Annotated in this window: 20 protein-coding genes; 8 read left to right on the forward strand and 12 right to left on the reverse strand. The window is 41.4% G+C overall.

Annotated features, from left to right (window positions below):
• Nucleotides 1-28: 28 nt before the first annotated feature.
• From HC643_RS24970 to HC643_RS24985, 4 genes are all read right to left on the reverse strand, one after another.
• Complete coding sequence (locus tag HC643_RS24970; RefSeq protein WP_167844874.1) at nt 29-439, reverse strand: hypothetical protein; 411 nt, start codon at nt 437-439, stop codon at nt 29-31.
• 1522 nt (nt 440-1961) lie between these two features.
• The gene (locus tag HC643_RS24975; RefSeq protein ID WP_038089958.1) at nt 1962-2891 is read right to left on the reverse strand and encodes an FTR1 family iron permease; all 930 of its coding nucleotides are present in this window, start codon (nt 2889-2891) and stop codon (nt 1962-1964) included.
• Between the two features lie 255 nt (nt 2892-3146).
• Nucleotides 3147-3338, reverse strand: coding sequence for a hypothetical protein (locus HC643_RS24980; protein WP_050045184.1), 192 nt, complete (start codon nt 3336-3338; stop codon nt 3147-3149).
• A gap of 22 nt (nt 3339-3360) precedes the next feature.
• On the reverse strand, nt 3361-3618 hold the full coding sequence (locus HC643_RS24985) for a hypothetical protein (RefSeq protein WP_050045183.1): 258 nt from the start codon (nt 3616-3618) through the stop codon (nt 3361-3363).
• Nucleotides 3619-4170: 552 nt separating this feature from the next.
• Between HC643_RS24985 and HC643_RS24990 the strand changes: the two genes are divergently transcribed.
• The 5 genes from HC643_RS24990 to HC643_RS25010 are packed head-to-tail and all read left to right on the forward strand — an operon-like array spanning nt 4171 to nt 7396.
• The gene (locus HC643_RS24990; protein ID WP_237265940.1) at nt 4171-4836 is read left to right on the forward strand and encodes an energy-coupling factor ABC transporter permease; all 666 of its coding nucleotides are present in this window, start codon (nt 4171-4173) and stop codon (nt 4834-4836) included.
• Between the two features lie 56 nt (nt 4837-4892).
• Nucleotides 4893-5204: an energy-coupling factor ABC transporter substrate-binding protein gene (locus tag HC643_RS24995; protein WP_038089961.1), complete on the forward strand. Its 312-nt coding sequence runs from the start codon at nt 4893-4895 to the stop codon at nt 5202-5204.
• The gene (gene cbiQ / locus HC643_RS25000; protein WP_038089965.1) at nt 5188-6003 is read left to right on the forward strand and encodes a cobalt ECF transporter T component CbiQ; all 816 of its coding nucleotides are present in this window, start codon (nt 5188-5190) and stop codon (nt 6001-6003) included. Before HC643_RS24995 ends, cbiQ (HC643_RS25000) begins: the two co-directional genes overlap by 17 nt.
• On the forward strand, nt 5978-6805 hold the full coding sequence (locus HC643_RS25005; protein ID WP_038089968.1) for an energy-coupling factor ABC transporter ATP-binding protein: 828 nt from the start codon (nt 5978-5980) through the stop codon (nt 6803-6805). The genes cbiQ (HC643_RS25000) and HC643_RS25005 overlap by 26 nt, the downstream gene beginning before the upstream one ends.
• Nucleotides 6806-6859: 54 nt before the next feature.
• Nucleotides 6860-7396, forward strand: a complete 537-nt coding sequence (locus tag HC643_RS25010) for a hypothetical protein (protein ID WP_038089971.1) — start codon at nt 6860-6862, stop codon at nt 7394-7396.
• Between the two features lie 99 nt (nt 7397-7495).
• Here the strand turns inward: HC643_RS25010 and HC643_RS25015 are convergent, their stop codons facing one another.
• The 4 genes from HC643_RS25015 to HC643_RS25030 form a co-directional block, all read right to left on the reverse strand.
• Nucleotides 7496-8308, reverse strand: a complete 813-nt coding sequence (locus HC643_RS25015) for an energy-coupling factor ABC transporter ATP-binding protein (RefSeq protein WP_038089974.1) — start codon at nt 8306-8308, stop codon at nt 7496-7498.
• Between the two features lie 80 nt (nt 8309-8388).
• The gene (gene cbiQ, locus HC643_RS25020) at nt 8389-9165 is read right to left on the reverse strand and encodes a cobalt ECF transporter T component CbiQ (protein ID WP_137986100.1); all 777 of its coding nucleotides are present in this window, start codon (nt 9163-9165) and stop codon (nt 8389-8391) included.
• Between the two features lie 40 nt (nt 9166-9205).
• Nucleotides 9206-9568 (reverse strand): PDGLE domain-containing protein, encoded by a 363-nt coding sequence (locus tag HC643_RS25025; protein ID WP_038089977.1) that lies wholly within the window; start codon nt 9566-9568, stop codon nt 9206-9208.
• Between the two features lie 27 nt (nt 9569-9595).
• Nucleotides 9596-10333, reverse strand: coding sequence for an energy-coupling factor ABC transporter permease (locus tag HC643_RS25030; protein ID WP_237265941.1), 738 nt, complete (start codon nt 10331-10333; stop codon nt 9596-9598).
• A gap of 214 nt (nt 10334-10547) precedes the next feature.
• Between HC643_RS25030 and HC643_RS25035 the strand changes: the two genes are divergently transcribed.
• Complete coding sequence (locus HC643_RS25035; RefSeq protein ID WP_038090041.1) at nt 10548-11024, forward strand: hypothetical protein; 477 nt, start codon at nt 10548-10550, stop codon at nt 11022-11024.
• Between the two features lie 254 nt (nt 11025-11278).
• On the forward strand, nt 11279-13159 hold the full coding sequence (locus tag HC643_RS25040; protein WP_050045181.1) for an iron uptake porin: 1881 nt from the start codon (nt 11279-11281) through the stop codon (nt 13157-13159).
• 724 nt (nt 13160-13883) lie between these two features.
• On the opposite strand, the gene HC643_RS25045 is transcribed toward HC643_RS25040, so the two are convergent.
• Both HC643_RS25045 and HC643_RS25050 read right to left on the reverse strand, forming a co-directional pair.
• Entirely contained in the window at nt 13884-14654 is a 771-nt protein-coding gene (locus tag HC643_RS25045; RefSeq protein ID WP_167844750.1) for a hypothetical protein, read from the reverse strand.
• Nucleotides 14655-14687: 33 nt separating this feature from the next.
• A complete protein-coding gene (locus HC643_RS25050) occupies nt 14688-14849 on the reverse strand; it encodes a hypothetical protein (protein WP_162002280.1) in 162 nt (53 codons plus the stop codon).
• Nucleotides 14850-15124: 275 nt separating this feature from the next.
• Between HC643_RS25050 and HC643_RS25055 the strand changes: the two genes are divergently transcribed.
• A complete protein-coding gene (locus HC643_RS25055) occupies nt 15125-15793 on the forward strand; it encodes a DUF1361 domain-containing protein (protein WP_038091882.1) in 669 nt (222 codons plus the stop codon).
• A 170-nt stretch (nt 15794-15963) separates the two neighbouring features.
• Here HC643_RS25055 and HC643_RS25060 read toward each other — a convergent pair whose 3' ends face one another.
• Nucleotides 15964-16500 carry a universal stress protein gene (locus HC643_RS25060; protein ID WP_038091880.1) on the reverse strand — a complete coding sequence of 179 codons (537 nt, stop codon included), beginning with the start codon at nt 16498-16500 and terminating at the stop codon, nt 15964-15966.
• A gap of 181 nt (nt 16501-16681) precedes the next feature.
• A complete protein-coding gene (locus HC643_RS25065) occupies nt 16682-16837 on the reverse strand; it encodes a hypothetical protein (RefSeq protein WP_153021545.1) in 156 nt (51 codons plus the stop codon).
• Nucleotides 16838-16993: the final 156 nt, after the last annotated feature.

The raw sequence follows: 16993 nt of genomic DNA on the forward strand, positions 1-16993 counted from the left end.
TGCGATCGCAACTGGCTCAACCTCTGAATTAGAAATCCTTGCTGTTATATTTTAGGTTCCGTGCGTGGCGGCGGGTAAACTCACTTACGGAAGGATTTCCTTCGATATGAATGACGTTCACTGCTTGTCGCCACAGTGCTGGGGATGCTATTGATACCTCATAAATACAATCCTGCTTTTTGACGTGGTACCATTTTGTTTTCTGGCACAGATCGCACCAGAATGCTTCCAACCATTCGCCTTCTAGGGAAACTGCAGTCTTTTTCGCCACCAAGATTAAGGCTTTTTGTCGGCTAGCTCCCCGTTGCTGAAGTTGACTTGCGCGATCGGCAAACAATGGATGCTTTTGACTCATGCTATCAAGATAGCATCCATGAATTGGACAATAAATCACTCGTCGTTTTGAACGTTTACGATTTCGGTCACACCTTTTATGCAATTCCATCACCCTTAAATATTTCTAATTTCAGTCACACTATCTCCGCAATTCGACCTTCTTATCGGTGGACGTAAGTAGGTGGGTGCTAAAAAACATAACTAGATTAAGAAATGTAAATTACTAAAAAGCTTATTTTTAAAGCCTTCCCAGCGCTTTACATAATTTCATATAGTTCTGTTTAATTGTGCTTACCGACTTACAACAAAAAAGAAGGTTCGTTTGGAGAGACCGAGATCGTAAAGACCATCAAAGCCCAACTCCACATATCAATAAATTCTCTATTTAGTTAAAGCAATCTGTGACAAGCCCAAACAGTTTTATCTTAATTTTTTTTTAAGATAAATAATGAGGTATATGGAGTGAATGGTTTGGAGGTGAATTGTTGAAACGATATCTATCGGTTATTACCTGTATTCGCTACTCAGATGGATATCCTGGAAAACGTAAATAGCCCTAGTAAGTAGTTGTAAATACAACAGATTTACCATCAGGTAATACAAGAAATGCAGGCGCTTAATTGAGAACACACGGAGCGAGCCTAAGGTAGAGTAATTCCCGTAAAGTAACTTCTGAGAAACTATAGCAACGGGAGGCACCAGAACAACTATTATTCTAAGTAATATTATTTATCTTGAAGCTAGCATAGTACTGTTTAAATGTCAATATTTGTCTCGCTAGCTCTCGTGCTTACATCTTATAGGATATCTGAAAGGTTTAAAACAAGTGATGTTAGTTACGTTACGCAAGTTGCTTGAGCATGAAACGAATCATAGAAGTATAAACGCTTCAGTCGTTTCAGGTAAATTTGAGAATTCTTACTTAATGTTCAATACCTGCTAAACCAAAAGCTTGCACGGGTGTATCAGTATTGAGACGAGAGAACCTCACAATGTGTACTTTCTTATTTTTCAGATATTCTCTTATGAGTATTTAATTGTATCTTAACTAATCTTAACTAAAACCTCCCAGCACTTTTTTGTCTTTCCAAATTTGATACTCTTGTAAAAACATTGACAGAATAATTGTCTGTTTTATCCTCTGTGAGAAATGTAATTTCAGATAGAATTTTACATCCCTCTCCGGATAGAATTTCTGTCTTTCATTAGGTAGAAGCTTGTATGTTTTATATTAATCCATATGTCAGAGATTCGTTTAAAAAGAACATGTATTGTTAACCCCTGAAAGTTTAAAGTTTTAAACAATTTTTATTTCTAAAATTTTAACTAATATTTTATTGCAGGATTTTTTTTAAAAAGGGCTTAAACAAGAAAAAGTTATAAAAGTAGGAAAAGTCCTAAAAGTAGAATTGACTGACTTTGAGAATTATTGAGGCGACTGGAAGTTGTGGTTACAAAAACACTCGTCCGCTTTTATAAAAAATGTCCCAAAATGGCTTGTGCTAAGGCTTGGGAAAGCCCACTATAAATAAGAGACGGGTATCCTTACCCGTCTCTTATTCTATGGACAATTTATTTTTTGCAAATCCCTAACTACTTATCTATCCCTATTTCTGTACGAGTAGCTAATTTTTAGTGCTTACACTCTCTGTGCTTAGGAGGCTGCGGAAATATAAACCTCCAACTGTTAGTATAAACACAACATATCCAATGGCTTGCATGAGATAGAGATGTTCTCTGTAGCCAAACAAAGATTTCAGCACAACACCGGGAAACTCGCGATCGGGAAGAATATGAGAAGTATTCCACACCATAGGACCGAGGATGCAAGAGTGGATTTCGGCAAAGCGATCGTAATAGAAACAAAGACTTTCAGAAGCAGGATTGCTGATGGAAAGAGCCGCCGTTGCGCGATCGAACTTAAGCAACGCCGTTGCGACTAGCCCAGCTACAATCAGTACCAGTAAAACACCCATGACTTGGAAAAACTGCCGGATGTTGATTTTAACACCTAACTTAAACAGCAATACACCTATGATGGCTGCCACTATAATACCAGCAATAGCACCAATAGCAGGAATGAGACCCTGTTGAAAGTTAGCAGTAACAAACAGTACAGTTTCAAAGCCTTCACGTACAACAGCAACCAAGATAAGAGTAAAAACACCCCAACCGGCGTTTAAGTCTTGTTGTAATGTACTGGAGAGCGATCCCTCAACTTGAGCTTTCATGAATTTCGCTTGTTTGGTCATCCAAATCAGCATCCAGCTAAGCATCACAATCGCCAAGATACTAAATATACCTTCCATTAATGGTTTAACGACAGGCGTATATTGAGGATTGATTGTAGTTAAGGCTTGGATAAGCCAAGTGAAGAGAAAACCTATCAGTGCGCTGATAGCAATACCAGTAACGATACCGGCATAAACCCATGGATTCAGACGAGATTGCTTTGCTTTGTCTAGCAAAGCTAGTACAATCCCAACAACAAGGGCTGCTTCTACTCCTTCTCGAAGTGTAATGACAAAAGTAGGCAAGGCGGAACTAATATTCATCGAAAAAAGAAATTAATTCAGAATTAAAGGCACCTACTTTTAAGTATGAAGATGAATTACTCTTTTTGGTTCTAAAATCCCACGCATTCTGTAGGATAGACATTGTACACCATTCAATGTTAGTGTATGTTGCCCACCTAACTCCTATAGAAGTACGGCTCGCTGAAAAAACACCCTTAATAACCACATTCGGTTATTAAGGGGTGCATTCAAAACTGGGAGAAATAAAATGCCATATGTTGTGCTAAAAGAACGTTATTTGAGAGAAGGTTGTTTAATGACCTCCTGTTTAATCAAATAGTTGACATGGGGTTTGAAAAAATCTTGCTGATGCAATGGAATTGTGCCAATGTGATACATAACAGGTATTAAGGTACAAATTCCTATCAAGACCCACTTGTTTTTCTGTATCATGTCACGCAAGCTTTGTTTTGTTTGTCTCTGCATTCCTCAAATCCTCCGTGCATTTTTATTGAACTATTTGTAGAGACGGGAATAGAGGATGCCAACTTATAGCAGTGGCAGCAATAACTAAAAGCAACATCCAAACAAATATCGTTTTGCCTCTGGTTGGTTGGCTTCTCCACATGAACGAGAGAACTATCCAACTGATAAACCACCCTACTAAAAATAGCGTTGCTGTACTGCGGTAGACTAAAACTTTGGAAATATGTAACTGTTTTGGAAACTCCCCAAAACCCGAATCAACACGCGAATCTCGCACCATAATAAATCTCCATCTGGTGTTCAAGAAACAGCTATTGATGATGGAGGAAAACCTTCAATCAGCAAACAGTGAACAAAGAACAGATATGAAAAGCAAATAACTGTGAACTGAACACTGGTAACTGTTAAAAGAAGTCCTCTCCCATTAGGTAAATGGGTTCCCTGATACTTAAGAGAAACTTCATTTAGAGCGAATGCACTTCACAGACGCTTTATACACTTATCTGAGAATACATACTTTTAGGAAAAAAATCTATAGTCGAAAAATTAATTCATTTATAGTTTTTCTATAAAACGATAAATTTTTATTATATTTGAGCCATTTGTCCTTGCTAGTGCTTAAGAACAGAGACGGGGAACTTTTGCCCCCGATCGTTCTTCTTGAGTCAAGACCCGTACCGATTTAAACTGAAAGCTTTAGATGTATGTGCAGGTACATATTGTGTCAAAAATTCTTCTTAAATTAAAAAGCTCATCAAAATTTGTAAATCTTATCTTAATAGCAGCCGTAAGCTTCTACTTAATTGTTTGCCTACCCAAACCAGCTTACGCAATGCATATTATGGAAGGTTTTTTACCACTAAAGTGGGCAATTTTCTGGTGGATTGTAGCACTACCGTTCTTTATTCTGGGGTTGCGATCGCTAACTCACATTACCAAAGCTACACCAGAACTAAAGTTACTCCTAGCATTAGCTGGTGCTTTTACCTTTGTACTGTCAGCATTAAAAATGCCTTCAGTAACGGGAAGTAGTTCCCATCCGACAGGTACGGGGTTGGGTGCCATCCTCTTCGGACCATTAGCCATGTCAGTGTTGGGTAGTTTAGTGCTGTTATTTCAAGCACTATTACTCGCCCATGGCGGCTTGACGACATTGGGAGCCAATGCCTTTTCCATGGCGATCGCGGGACCATTTGTTGCCTTTTGGGTGTACCGCTTGGTCATGCAAACTGGTAAGCAAAGGTTAGCGATATTTCTAGCAGCATCTCTAGCAGATTTAATAACATATCTGATTACCTCCATACAATTGGCATTAGCATTTCCCGCGACGACAGGTGGTTTTATCGCTTCATTTGCCAAATTTGCCGGAATCTTTGCTGTCACTCAGGTACCCTTAGCTATTAGTGAAGGATTCCTAACAGTGTTGGTTTGGAATTGGCTTGCCAACTATGGTCGTGAGGAACTAAAAATGTTAAACCTAATTAAGCCAGAAAGCTAATGGCTAATGGCTAATAGCCATTAGCCATTAGCCATTAGCAATTAGCAACTAAACATATGACAAAAAACCTCAAATGGAATAACTGGCTATTGCTACTAGCAGTAGTTGTATTAACAGTCACACCGTTGATTGCAAAAAAAGGTTCGGAATTTGGAGGTGCAGATGGTCATGCGGAAGAAGCAATCAAAGAAATACAGCCCCATTATGAACCCTGGTTCAATTCTTTGATCGTGTTACCTGGGAAAGAAGTAGAAAGTCTATTGTTTGCCGTACAAGCAGCAGCAGGTGCAGGCACAATTGGCTATGTTATTGGATTGTATAAGGGGCGTTCGGAATTCAGTAAGAATAAGAATGAAAATTCAAATTGATACATTAGCTTATACAAATCGCTTGCGCTGGTTACCACCAGGGCAAAAAGTACTGTTTGCAACTACTCTGTTAATTATCTCTACGCTTGCTCATCCACTTGTTCAACTATTGATTGCGGCTTGGATAAGTGTTTGGATAGTGCTTTATGCAGGAATTCCTATTAAAACTTATTTGAAACTGGTTTATATTGCTGCTTTATTTTGGCTGACCAGTTTTCCAGCTTTAGCCATCAGTGGAGTTGAGGTTTCTCACATACATATAATCCCGCAAAGCGACTCAATTTTTGGTTTGACTTTTGGTTCTTATTATTTATACATCAGTCATCAGGGTATTGAGCAAGGATTGACCATTTTGTCGCGATCGCTTGCTTCTCTTTCCTGCTTGTACTTTATCATGCTGACTGTTCCCTTCACCGAACTGCTACACATCCTCCGTCGTATCGGAGTTCCAGTGCTTGTAACCGAGCTTCTATTACTTATGTACCGCTTTATTTTTGTGCTCTTAAATACCGCTACTGAGTTATGGATTGCCCAACACGCACGTGGCGGCTATCGGACCTTCTCCGTTGGGATGAAAAGCTTGGCACTGTTGATAGGACAGCTGCTCAATCGAACGATAGAAAATTATCGTCAGGTTTCGTTAAGTCTTGCTGCGAGGGGGTTTAGTGAAGAATTGCGGGTTTGGCATCCCCATCGCTATCATCAATCCAAGCGCCTTTTTACAGAAGCAATTTTTGGTTGTGCATTATTAATCAGTTTGGAATGGGGACACTATGCAGGAATGGTTACTCGAATTTGAGCAAGTTTACTATACCTACCCAGGCGTAAAACAACCAGCCTTGAATGGGCTAACACTTAAGATTCCTGCAAATAAAAAATGTGCATTAATTGGTTTGAATGGTTGTGGCAAAACCACACTATTTTTGCTAGCTAATGGTTTGTACAAACCTCAAAAAGGCAGCCTAGTTTGGAAAGGGAATCCGCTGAAGTACGATCGCAATTCTTTAATACAATTAAGACAAAAAGTTGGATTGATTTTTCAAGATCCAGAACAACAGTTAGTTGCTTCTACTGTTGAAGAAGATATTTCTTATGGGTTGTGTAACTTAGGTTTACCAGAAGCAGAAATTCAATACAAAGTCGAACAAGCTTTACTAGAATTTGGGTTAAGAGAACTTGCAGAAAGACCAGTTCATCACCTGAGTTTGGGACAAAAAAAGCGAGTTTCTATAGCAGATGTTATGGTATTACAACCCGAGTTACTGTTACTAGATGAGCCTACAGCTTATCTAGATACATTACATACTAAAAACTTAATGGCAACTCTCAAAAAAATTCATGACTCTGGAACAACAACCCTGATGGCAACTCATGACTTAGATTTAGTTTATCGCTGGGCAGACTGGGTTTTTGTCATGGATAAAGGGCAACTTGTCTTAGAAGGAAAGCCACAGGATGTATTTGCCAAACAGGATATTTTAGAAGAGTTACAGTTAGGAGTACCACTAGTATATGAGCTATTGTTTTCTAAGGAGATTGTTGAAGAAGAACCCGCTTTAGAACAGTTGCGACAACGAATTTTGAAATCATTTCGTTATTAGTATTAATCTACTTGTCTTTATCGTAATATTTAATACAAATAATAGATGTAAGTGATGAATCAACAAGAACCACCAAACAATCAATCCACCTCTAACCAAAACAACGCGGTAAATCCAATGGATTTGTTGTTGGATGAAGAATGGTTTAGAAAAGCGATCGAGGCTGAGGACAAAGTAGGTGGTAACATAGGCGCGGGATTAGATTGGGGTTCTGCATTTGGCGAACTGATGCTTAACTTTGAACTTTTGGGACGTTTAAAAACGTTACGTATTTCTTTAAACCGGGAAGTACGTTTACTACTGAATAATTGGAATTTAGGAACAGCTACCACTATTGCAGTAAAAACTGCAAAAGAGAAACTGCTTCAAAGATTAAGATTACCTACATCAGATGTCAGAGAACGCATACTCGCTGTTTTGGCTATGGATGAACTTTATTGCCAAGAGTTTATTTGCGATAGACAGATACTACGAGAACTAGTAGGAGTTTTGCTGACACAAGAAGATTGGGAAACTATTGCCGCAGTTGCAGCAGATTCGTTAAAAGCGCAAATTATGCAGCAAGTTTCTTTTGAGAAAATTTCGGCGTAGTATAAGAGTGAAAAGTGCTGAAACTTGGAAGGTATGACAAAATATATGCCAAAAGCGAACATAGTACCAATGAACAAATTGTCTTAATAATTTGTCTAATTACAAGTTTTTAACAACTGGTTGCTGTATGGATGCTCTAGATTGATAACTAGGTGCGTGTTCAATGCAACAATAAGGACGGCTGTAACTTAAAGGGGGTTCTAGAGCATGAGCCCGCAAAAACTCCGAATCGTTCATCACCTTCTCAGTCTGACCGTCAAATACGATTTGTCCCCTACTTAATACAACAGTACGCGAACAAAGCTCTAAGGCTAAATCTAAATCATGAGTGGCTATCAGTTGAGTCAGAGGTAGAGTTTGTAGTAAATCAATTAACTGGCGGCGCGATCGCGGATCTAACTGAGCAGAAGGTTCATCAAATACCAAAACCTGAGGCTTCATGGCTAAAACCCCTGCGATCGCAACACGTTTTTTTTCACCTCCAGACAAGTTATCGGTATTGCGCTGTCCGTACCATTCGGGATCGATATCAACTGCTACCATTGCTTGAAGAACTTGCTCTTTGAGTTCCCTATCTCGCAAGCCCAGATTCATCGGACCAAAAGCAACATCCTCCCATACCGTTGGCATAAATAACTGGTTATCTGGATTTTGAAAGACCAGTCCCACAAAATTCCGAATTTCTCGTAAATTTTCAGGTTTGACAACCCATTCGCCAATTATCACTTCTCCTTCCTGAGGCAAAATAATGCCATTGAGGTGATACTGCAAAGTAGATTTACCCGAACCATTTGCTCCAATTAATGCAACTCTTTCTCCTGGTTTAATAAATAGATTAATTCCCATAAGGGCTTGAGTCCCATCAGGGTACGTATAGCTCAGATTTGTAATAGTGACTGGATTGTGATGCATTGTTGAAGTGTTAGTTGTTAGTTGTTAGTAGTCAGTGGTTGGTTGGTAGCTACTTACTACTAACCACCAACCACTCACTATTAACCAATCAAATAAATAGCTTGTCCCAAAAGTGACACAATTAGCGCTATGGTGAGAGCGATCGCATCACGCCTTCCCCCTTGGGGTACTTGTTCTATGGGTGGGACTCCTTGATAACCGCGTGACAGCATTGCTTGATGAATGCGATTACCTCGCTCGTATGTGCGGATAAACAGAGATCCAATTGTGTTGCCAATGACTAACCTGATAGTACGGTTGCTGTTCATTAAGTTGCGAGATGCTGCGGCTCGCCTCATGGTGTTAAACTCGTTAATCAAAACGTTAATGTAGCGATACATTGATGCCAAAATTGCTACTAACAGTGGAGGGGTTCGCAGTTGAATCAGAGCGTTGAGAAGCATTGGTACTGAAGTTGTTAAAGTCAGCAAATTTAACACCAACAGCGACAGTAATGCCTTAAATGTTACACTACCCAAAACAATCAGCCCCAGGGTAGTGATTTGTAAAGGACCCCAAGTCCAAAGTACTGTACCACCTCTTCGGAATAAAGTTCCTAGAAGTACGACACCGATAAACCCGAACTCAACAGCTAATCGTTTCAATAGAACGCTGAGCGTTACTTGACTGAGTAATATGAGGCTTATCACAGCCAAACCATAAATTGACCAAGTCCACCAATGTCCGTTGGGGGTAATGACAGTGGCAAAAACAAGCATCAACGTACAGAGAATGCGAGTACGGGGAGCCAGTTGGTGCCAGGGTGTGGCTTTCTTACTATCGATATCAAGAGCTATTGCTCCAATATGCAGCAGCATCTAACGATTTTTACTTCCTTCATCCTTCACACTTTATACTTTATACTTCGTTAGAATCATCATACTCGGGGTGAGATGAACTCGAACCACGCACCACAAGTTTGCCGATCCCCCAAGCTAAACCAAAAGTTGCTAGAGTTCCCACTAACCCAGCGATGGGGGTAGCTATACCTTCCGGGACACCTTTAAGAGAGTATTCGTCAAATAAAGAGTGGAAGGGAAGCTTTTTAGCTGGTGTATCTTCAACTGCTTTATCTTCAAATTTGAGATCTTGGGAGACTCTATCCAAACCATCGGGATCTTTGCTGGCAAAAGGAGAGAGGAAAATTGCAATCAGTAGGGCAATACCCAAACCTGCAATAACGAAAGCACGGTTGCGATCGCGTGTCATATTATGGCTCATAAGATTTCTCTAATTACTCCCTAATCGTTATTGATATGGAGACAAAGGTCGAGAGACAACAGATTTGCGTGGGGGATCGTAGAACATATCCGGTCGAGTCCGCCAAATAAACGAAAGTGCGATGACAGTGATTGCGGCTTCACCGATCCCAATCAGCACGTGCCAAGTTATCATTGCCGTCAATGCTACCGACAATGGAACTGTTCCAGATATAGCCAGTTGTACTGCACATACAAATGCGGCTACAACTACACTTGTCCAGGCTGCAACCCCTGCGCCCACAACCATCCCTAACAGTTTATTACGACCTATGGCGATTCGGATAGCTTTGTATAGGTAATAACCTGCAAATGTCCCAATTAAGCCCATATTCAGGATGTTAGCTCCCAAAACTGTCAAACCGCCATCTTGGAAAAAGACGCTTTGGACAATAAAGACAACTACCATCACTAAAGAACCAGCCCAAGGACCTAATAAAGCTCCTGCTAAAGTACCGCCCAAAAGATGCCCGGAAGTCCCTCCAGGGATAGGGAAATTAATCATTTGAGCAGCAAAGATAAAAGCCGCACATACACCCATCAGAGGTACAGCTCGTTCTTGGTATTCTGCTTGCGATTTTGACAGCGAAGCTGCAATTAATGCGAGTGCAATAATCCAAGTGACAAGGATAACGGGTAAATTCAAAAAGCCATCCGGAATATGCAATGCTAAATGGGGTTGAAATATCCCATGCATCCACCCTAAGTATGAAATAAAAGCAAACACGATGTGTATCCGTAATTTAACGATTTTCTTTTGTCAGATTATGCGATATCTGTAAACTTCTAGTTAAGCTTAGAGTTTCTTTAGATTTCAATGGGATGGGGGGGCATTTAATCAAGATAGAAGGTGAAGGATGAAGCGTGAAGCAGGAACAATAGTGAGAACCGTTAAATCTTTGGGTATTATTATTTGGGTTATATATATAACGAGATTAAAGATGGTTGTTTTACGTAAAAATACTGTTACTTTTTCTGTTAGCGTGAGTCTGACTTTTCTCATAACTGCCTGCAATGAAAGCAAAGTTAACCAGTGCCAACGATTGATGGAAGTCGTTAACAAAGGAACTGAGCTTATTGATAAGAATAAAGGGCAACAGGTTACAACTAGCATACAACTATCAAAAGATTTGCAAGCCGTCAGTAAAGAGATTGGAGAACAGAACTTCAAAGATCCGAAGCTACAGGAATTTCAGAACCGTATTGTCAAGGTATTTGAGACTGTGAGCACATCGATTGCGAAAGCAGGTCAAGCTTTAGGCTCTGCCAAGATAGCAAAAAACTCATCAGAAGGTCGAATCAAAATTCAAAAGGCGAGAGGAGATATCGATGCATCCCTAACAGCAGCAGCAAATGCAGCCAAGCAGTTAGATGCTGTCGCATCAGACTTGAATAAGTACTGCAATCAACCAGAGTAAGCTCAGCATCGAACCTCTCTTTCTGCTTGCTCTAAAAATTAGCGATTTTTGTAAGGTGGGTAACTACCCGCCCTACACCGTAGCGATCGTCTTCTGGCGAAAAGGGAGTAACCTTTTCTGCTCCCTCTTAGCTGCCAACACTCGTTCTTATCTTGAATCAGTATTTAATATTACTTATTAATAAGCAATGTTCCGGATTGACAGAGATTGTTCCTGTCAAAAGAAATGTCAGTCTAAATTTATGTTTAAGTACGATGAACGACATTGGTCTGCTAATGGCGGGCGTGTTGGCAGCAGGGCTACCATCTGCCCCGAAAGTGCCAGAGCAGCCACCAGTAAAGGCAAAAGAAGAGGCGAACAGAGCAGCAATATCTGAGGTAACTCAAGTTATTCCACCTGCTGAAATGGCATTACCCGAATTTATGCCACTGGATGGTAGTTCTTCAACTACCCCGTTAGCTATAAAAATAAAAAGTAAAAAAATAACTAGTGAAATTACTGAGAAAATTTATCCTCAAACCCCTTACAGTCTAGTACAAGCAGTAGAAACACTGAGGGACAGGGAGGATAAGGAGGACAAGGGGGACAAGGTAGAATTTTCTCCCTTGTCTACCCCCTCTCCAGAAGACGATCCCATGTCCCAAGTCACATCTGTGTCGCAACTGGGTGATGTCCAACCTTCTGATTGGGCTTTTAGTGCTTTGCAATCTTTAGTAGAACGCTATGGTTGTATTGCTGGATATCCCGATCGCACCTATCGAGGCGATCGAGCTATCAATCGTTATGAATTTGCTGCGGGATTGGCGGCTTGCTTGGAAACAATCAATGAATTGATTGGCAAGAGCACAGAAGGGGCTCTGACTAATGAGGATTTAATTTTACTAGAAAAATTACAATCGGAATTTCAGGCGGAGCTAAACGCAATTCAGGAGCGTGTGACTTCTTTAGAAGGTAGAACATCGCAAGTAGCAAAAAATCAGTTTTCCACAACAACGAAACTTGTCGGACAAGTTATTTTTGGCTTGCAAGGCTCTAACAAGGCTAATATTGATTTGTTTCCTAGAGATGGTGTTCCAGAACGCGACGCACAAACAAATGTCACATTTGCAAGTAACGTACAGTTAACACTGGCGACTTCATTTACGGGAAAAGATTTATTATTAACTGGTCTATCTGCAGGAAATTCAGGCTCTAATGCACCATTTGTATTCACCAATATGGGACGCTTGGGTTATGAACTGGATACAGAAAAAGATTTAGTGCTGAACGAGTTGTCTTACCGATTTCCTGTCTCTGATAACTTTGGCATTGTTGTTGGGACAGCTGGTGTTAACCCAAGCAATACCTTCCGGGGTATTAACCCTTTAGAAGGTTCTGGAGAAGGAGCTATCTCTTTATTTGGTCAGCGCAATCCTATTTTGGCAATCGGTAATGGAACGGGTGGCATAGGTTTTGACTGGCAAATCAGCGATCGCATCAGTTTGCAAGGAGTCTACAGTTCGGAAATTCCCAGCTTTCCCAGTAACGGTCAAGCAGCAGGACTCTTTGGTGGTAGATACACAGCTGGTGTTCAGTTAAGCCTTGCACCAACTAACAACATCGATTTAGGAGTTCACTATCTTTACTCCCACTCTCCTGATGGCTTGTTAGGAAGTGGTATCGGTGATGCTCAATTAATCTCTCCTTTTGCACCATCTGTTGCCTTCAACACTCATGCTGTAGGCGCAACTGTGGCGTGGCGTGTCAATCCCAACTTTCAATTAGGTGGTTGGGGAGGTTGGACTTTTTCAAATCCAGAAGAACTTTCTGGAAGCGTAAAAACAACTAACTGGATGGCATTTGCTGCATTTCCTAACTTACTCCGCCAAGGCAATCTCGGGGGAATTCTTGTCGGTCAACCACCTAAAATTACCTCCAGTACCCTGCCAGAGGGATACAATCTTCCCAACTTTTCCGAAGGAGGAACACCAGGAGGGCGCAGCGACAGTACATTACACTTAGAGCTTTTTTATCGCGCCCAATTGAACGACTATTTATCAATCACTCCAGGCTTGCTAGTTCTTTTCAACCCAGATCACAACTCAGCTAACGATACTTTAGTGATTGGAACAGTGAGAGCAACGTTCCGGTTTTAATTTCATACTTGTGTAAATGTAATCAAATGCTCAAAAGCATACTTAGACAATCAGCAGCAAATCAACAGCTAACAAGGGGAAGTCCAATACCTCTCGTAGAATCAGACGTGTTTTTTATGACTTTATAATCCAGGAACACATTCTCAATGCACTTCCAAGCGTCTGGTCAAAACTCAATTCAAAACGACAACTCCTTATATCCGCAAATACACGCAAATTCTAACTATCCTCGTCTACCTGCGTCCATTTGCGGTTCAAAAAACAAAATCTCCAAGTTAGGATTGCTCCTCATTAGCAGTTGCAGTCTAGCTTCAGCTATCATTGGTCTTGGAAATTCTAAAGCCGCCGCACAATTAACAATTCAAAGCACCGGTACGCTCTCGGGTACTATTCAACTTCCCAGTTTTAACCCTAACTTCAACAATAGAATTACCCGTGTAGATACTGACTCCAACGGTACTTATATGCGAAATATAGGTACCAAACAGAATCCTAATTTTGTTCCTGTATACACTTCTAATTATGTAAAAGTTCAAACACGAGCTGATGGAAGCCTGGGGTACTACGTTGACTTTAGAGGAATTCCCGTCATATCACTTGATGGCGTTCTCTCTTCACCTGCTCTCTCAGGCGGTCAGTTAGAACCATATAAATACCAAGGCATAATACCAGACACCAAATTTCAAGGTGTGGTTCAAGATGAGTTTGGACTGACAAAAGCTTTTTACACTGGTGTTGTGACCGATCCAAAAACAGGACAGCAGTACCAGGGAACATTTGAAGTGAACGGACAAGGACCGCGATATAGCGATCGCAACGGTGGTGAAAGTCCCACAGTCTTTGATTTCAAATCGGATCTTCCCGGTAAACCAACTGTTACGTCTTTAAAAATGACAAACAGCCCTTTAGTGAGATTGACAATTAAAGTACCTGCAGACGCTAAACCAATTGTTAGCAATCCCACACCGGTTGTTAACAATCCCACTCCATCCCCATCGCCAGTGGTGAGCAATCCCACTCCTCCATCCCCATCGCCAGTGGTGAGCAATCCCACTCCATCCCCATCGCCGGTGGTGAGCAATCCCACTCCATCCCCATCGCCAGTGGTGAGCAATCCCACTCCATCCCCATCGCCGGTGGTGAGCAATCCCACTCCATCCCCATCGCCGGTGGTGAGCAATCCCACTCCATCCCCATCGCCGATGGTGAGCAATCCCACTCCATCCCCATCGCCAGTGGTGAGCAATCCCACTCCATCCCCATCGCCGGTGGTGAGCAATCCCACTCCATCCCCATCGCCAGTGGTGAGCAATCCCACTCCATCCCCATCGCCGGTGGTGAGCAATCCCACATCACCATCCCCATCGCCAGTGGTGAGCAATCCCACATCACCATCCCCATCGCCAGTGGTAAGCAATCCCACACCAGCACCTACTACATCCATTGTTGACAACAGCAATGTAATACTTTCATCCACACCCACTATAGATGTCAACGAATCTAATTATTCATCACCCTCTACTTTGCCTCAAGTAGAGTTCAGCAATGGAAATTCCATAAACACGAATCGGACTGACTCCTCTACCCTTGCTTCCGGTGTATGTTCAAGAAACAACACGAAAAATTCAGCCCAATGCGGTAAAGAAATATCGACACCCAAACAAACAATTGGTCCCCGCAGTCGAGTCATGATCCGTTGACGCCATTTCAGGAACCAAATTCAGTAGTCATGAAGTATATATAACAGCTAGTATAAGGACAACATTCCAAAGATGAAACTTCTAATTTGGCAAAGTTGTCCTTATAGTTTAGTAAGAAGGTGTTCTCATACCCAGTACCCGTTGTCTCCATTGCCAGAGGGAGCCCCACCTTCCCAATTACCTGATGACGTTTTCTCAGTTTATCAGCTAGCTTAAAAATAAACGGGGTTCGTAAACCATTTATACGCTTTTTAGGGAAGCAGTTATGAAAGAGGAACTGATTGAATTGATAGCTAGAGTCATACAAGTCCTGCAAATTAACATGCGTTGGATGACTTGGAATCTATTTCTGGCATTTATACCATTGGCTTTGAGTGTTTGGCTATTTCGCATGAAGCGAGGACGGTCTTGGGTTTGGTGGCTCGGATTCCTGGTGTTCTTTGCTTTTCTACCTAATGCACCTTACCTGTTAACCGATGTCATTCACTTGATAGATGATATCCGTACAATCCAATCAATATGGATGATTACCCTTGTACTGATCCCGTTGTATCTACTAGTTATCCTAGCAGGATTTGAAGCTTACGTTGTTTCTTTAATTAACTTAGGTTATTACCTGCATAGGATAGGCAAGAGCCAATGGATTTTAGGCGTTGAGATGATGACTCATGCTCTCTGTGCTATTGGGGTGTATTGGGGGAGATTCTTGCGCTTCAATAGTTGGGATTTTGTCACTCAATTGGACACCGTGCTGACCAAAGGCATAGAAGAAATTTTGGGGAAACAACCTTTAGTCATTATTGCTATTACTTTTGCAGTACTAGCAGTTTTGCATTGGATTATGAAACGGGTGACTTTGGGGTTTACCAGGCAAGGCAAAAGTGAGATGATTGTCAACCCAAAACACGTTCACTCCGATACACCCAATATTTAATGAGAAATTGTATGGCTTGTCTTTTCTAGAACATGGAATTTGCAGCTATACTTATAAAACCCACCTACGTGGGTTTTAGGATTTTTTGTGAGTGCTACAAGGGGAGAACTCCCTCCGGGTATGTGCTTGGGGACACGCTATATGTAAAGCACGCGCTACATGATGTGGCATTAGATGGATGGTGCTGGTTCTGACCGTGCAGTTTTAATTTTACTTGCAGTCACAGGATGCTGTACAGTCAAGACAGAACAAGAGGCATGGTGCAGAACGTAATTGCTGACGCTACCTAAAAACAACTCAGACAGACCGGAGCGACCCCTACGTCCGATTACAATTAAGTCAAATCCATTTTGTGTGGCAAACTCGCAGATGGTATGACCGGGACTACCAGGCTGTTGAGTCCATTCACAACTTATACCAATGGCAGTTGCTTCATCTGTAAGCGATCGCAACATTTCCATTCCCCGATTAATGAACTCCTCCCACTGTTGGCGCTGTATTTGCAAAATTTCGGTGCTCAACCCCAGTCCTACATAGTATTCAGGGCTCGACAGTAAAGAAGTATCTGGGCTTCCCTCTTCTACTTGCGATAGTACGTGCAACAACGTCAGGTTAGCTTGTAAAGCCTTCGCCAAGGTAAGTGCTTCCTCAAAGACGCTCCTACTGCTACTAGATGTGTCTAATGCAACCAGTATTTTGTGTAACATATGAGTTTACCTCCAAACTGTTTGGCTCGAGCTTTTAACGATTTGTGACTTTGCGTTCTTGCCGATCGCTTTCACTTATGTTTATAAGAAAACAATTTGAGGAACTTGTGAAGGCAGCATATCACCGCTGCCTTAAGAATTTGCAATAAGTCTCATACACGCAGTTTTTGCTCTTTGTTTGTCAACCAGTCTCTTTAACTGCGATCGAAGTTAAGCGATGGTTGATAACCTTCTCAGATTCTTGGATATCCATGCGCCGAATTAAATCATTCTCAATGGTATAAATATGCTGAACCATTCGATCCACCATTAAATGCCTTCCATGCCGTCTACTCATTCATGCCATTCGTGTAAACGCTTGTCATTACAGCGATCGCTACTCCACAAAACCAGAGATCATCTGGTAGTATTGCAAATGCTCAAACGTTTTATCTCTATTGCCTGCCATAAGAAAGATGAAACTTCACCTTATTTGACGTGAAATAAAGCCAGA

Source organism: Tolypothrix bouteillei VB521301 (assembly GCF_000760695.4).
Taxonomy (GTDB): domain Bacteria; phylum Cyanobacteriota; class Cyanobacteriia; order Cyanobacteriales; family Nostocaceae; genus Scytonema; species Scytonema bouteillei_A.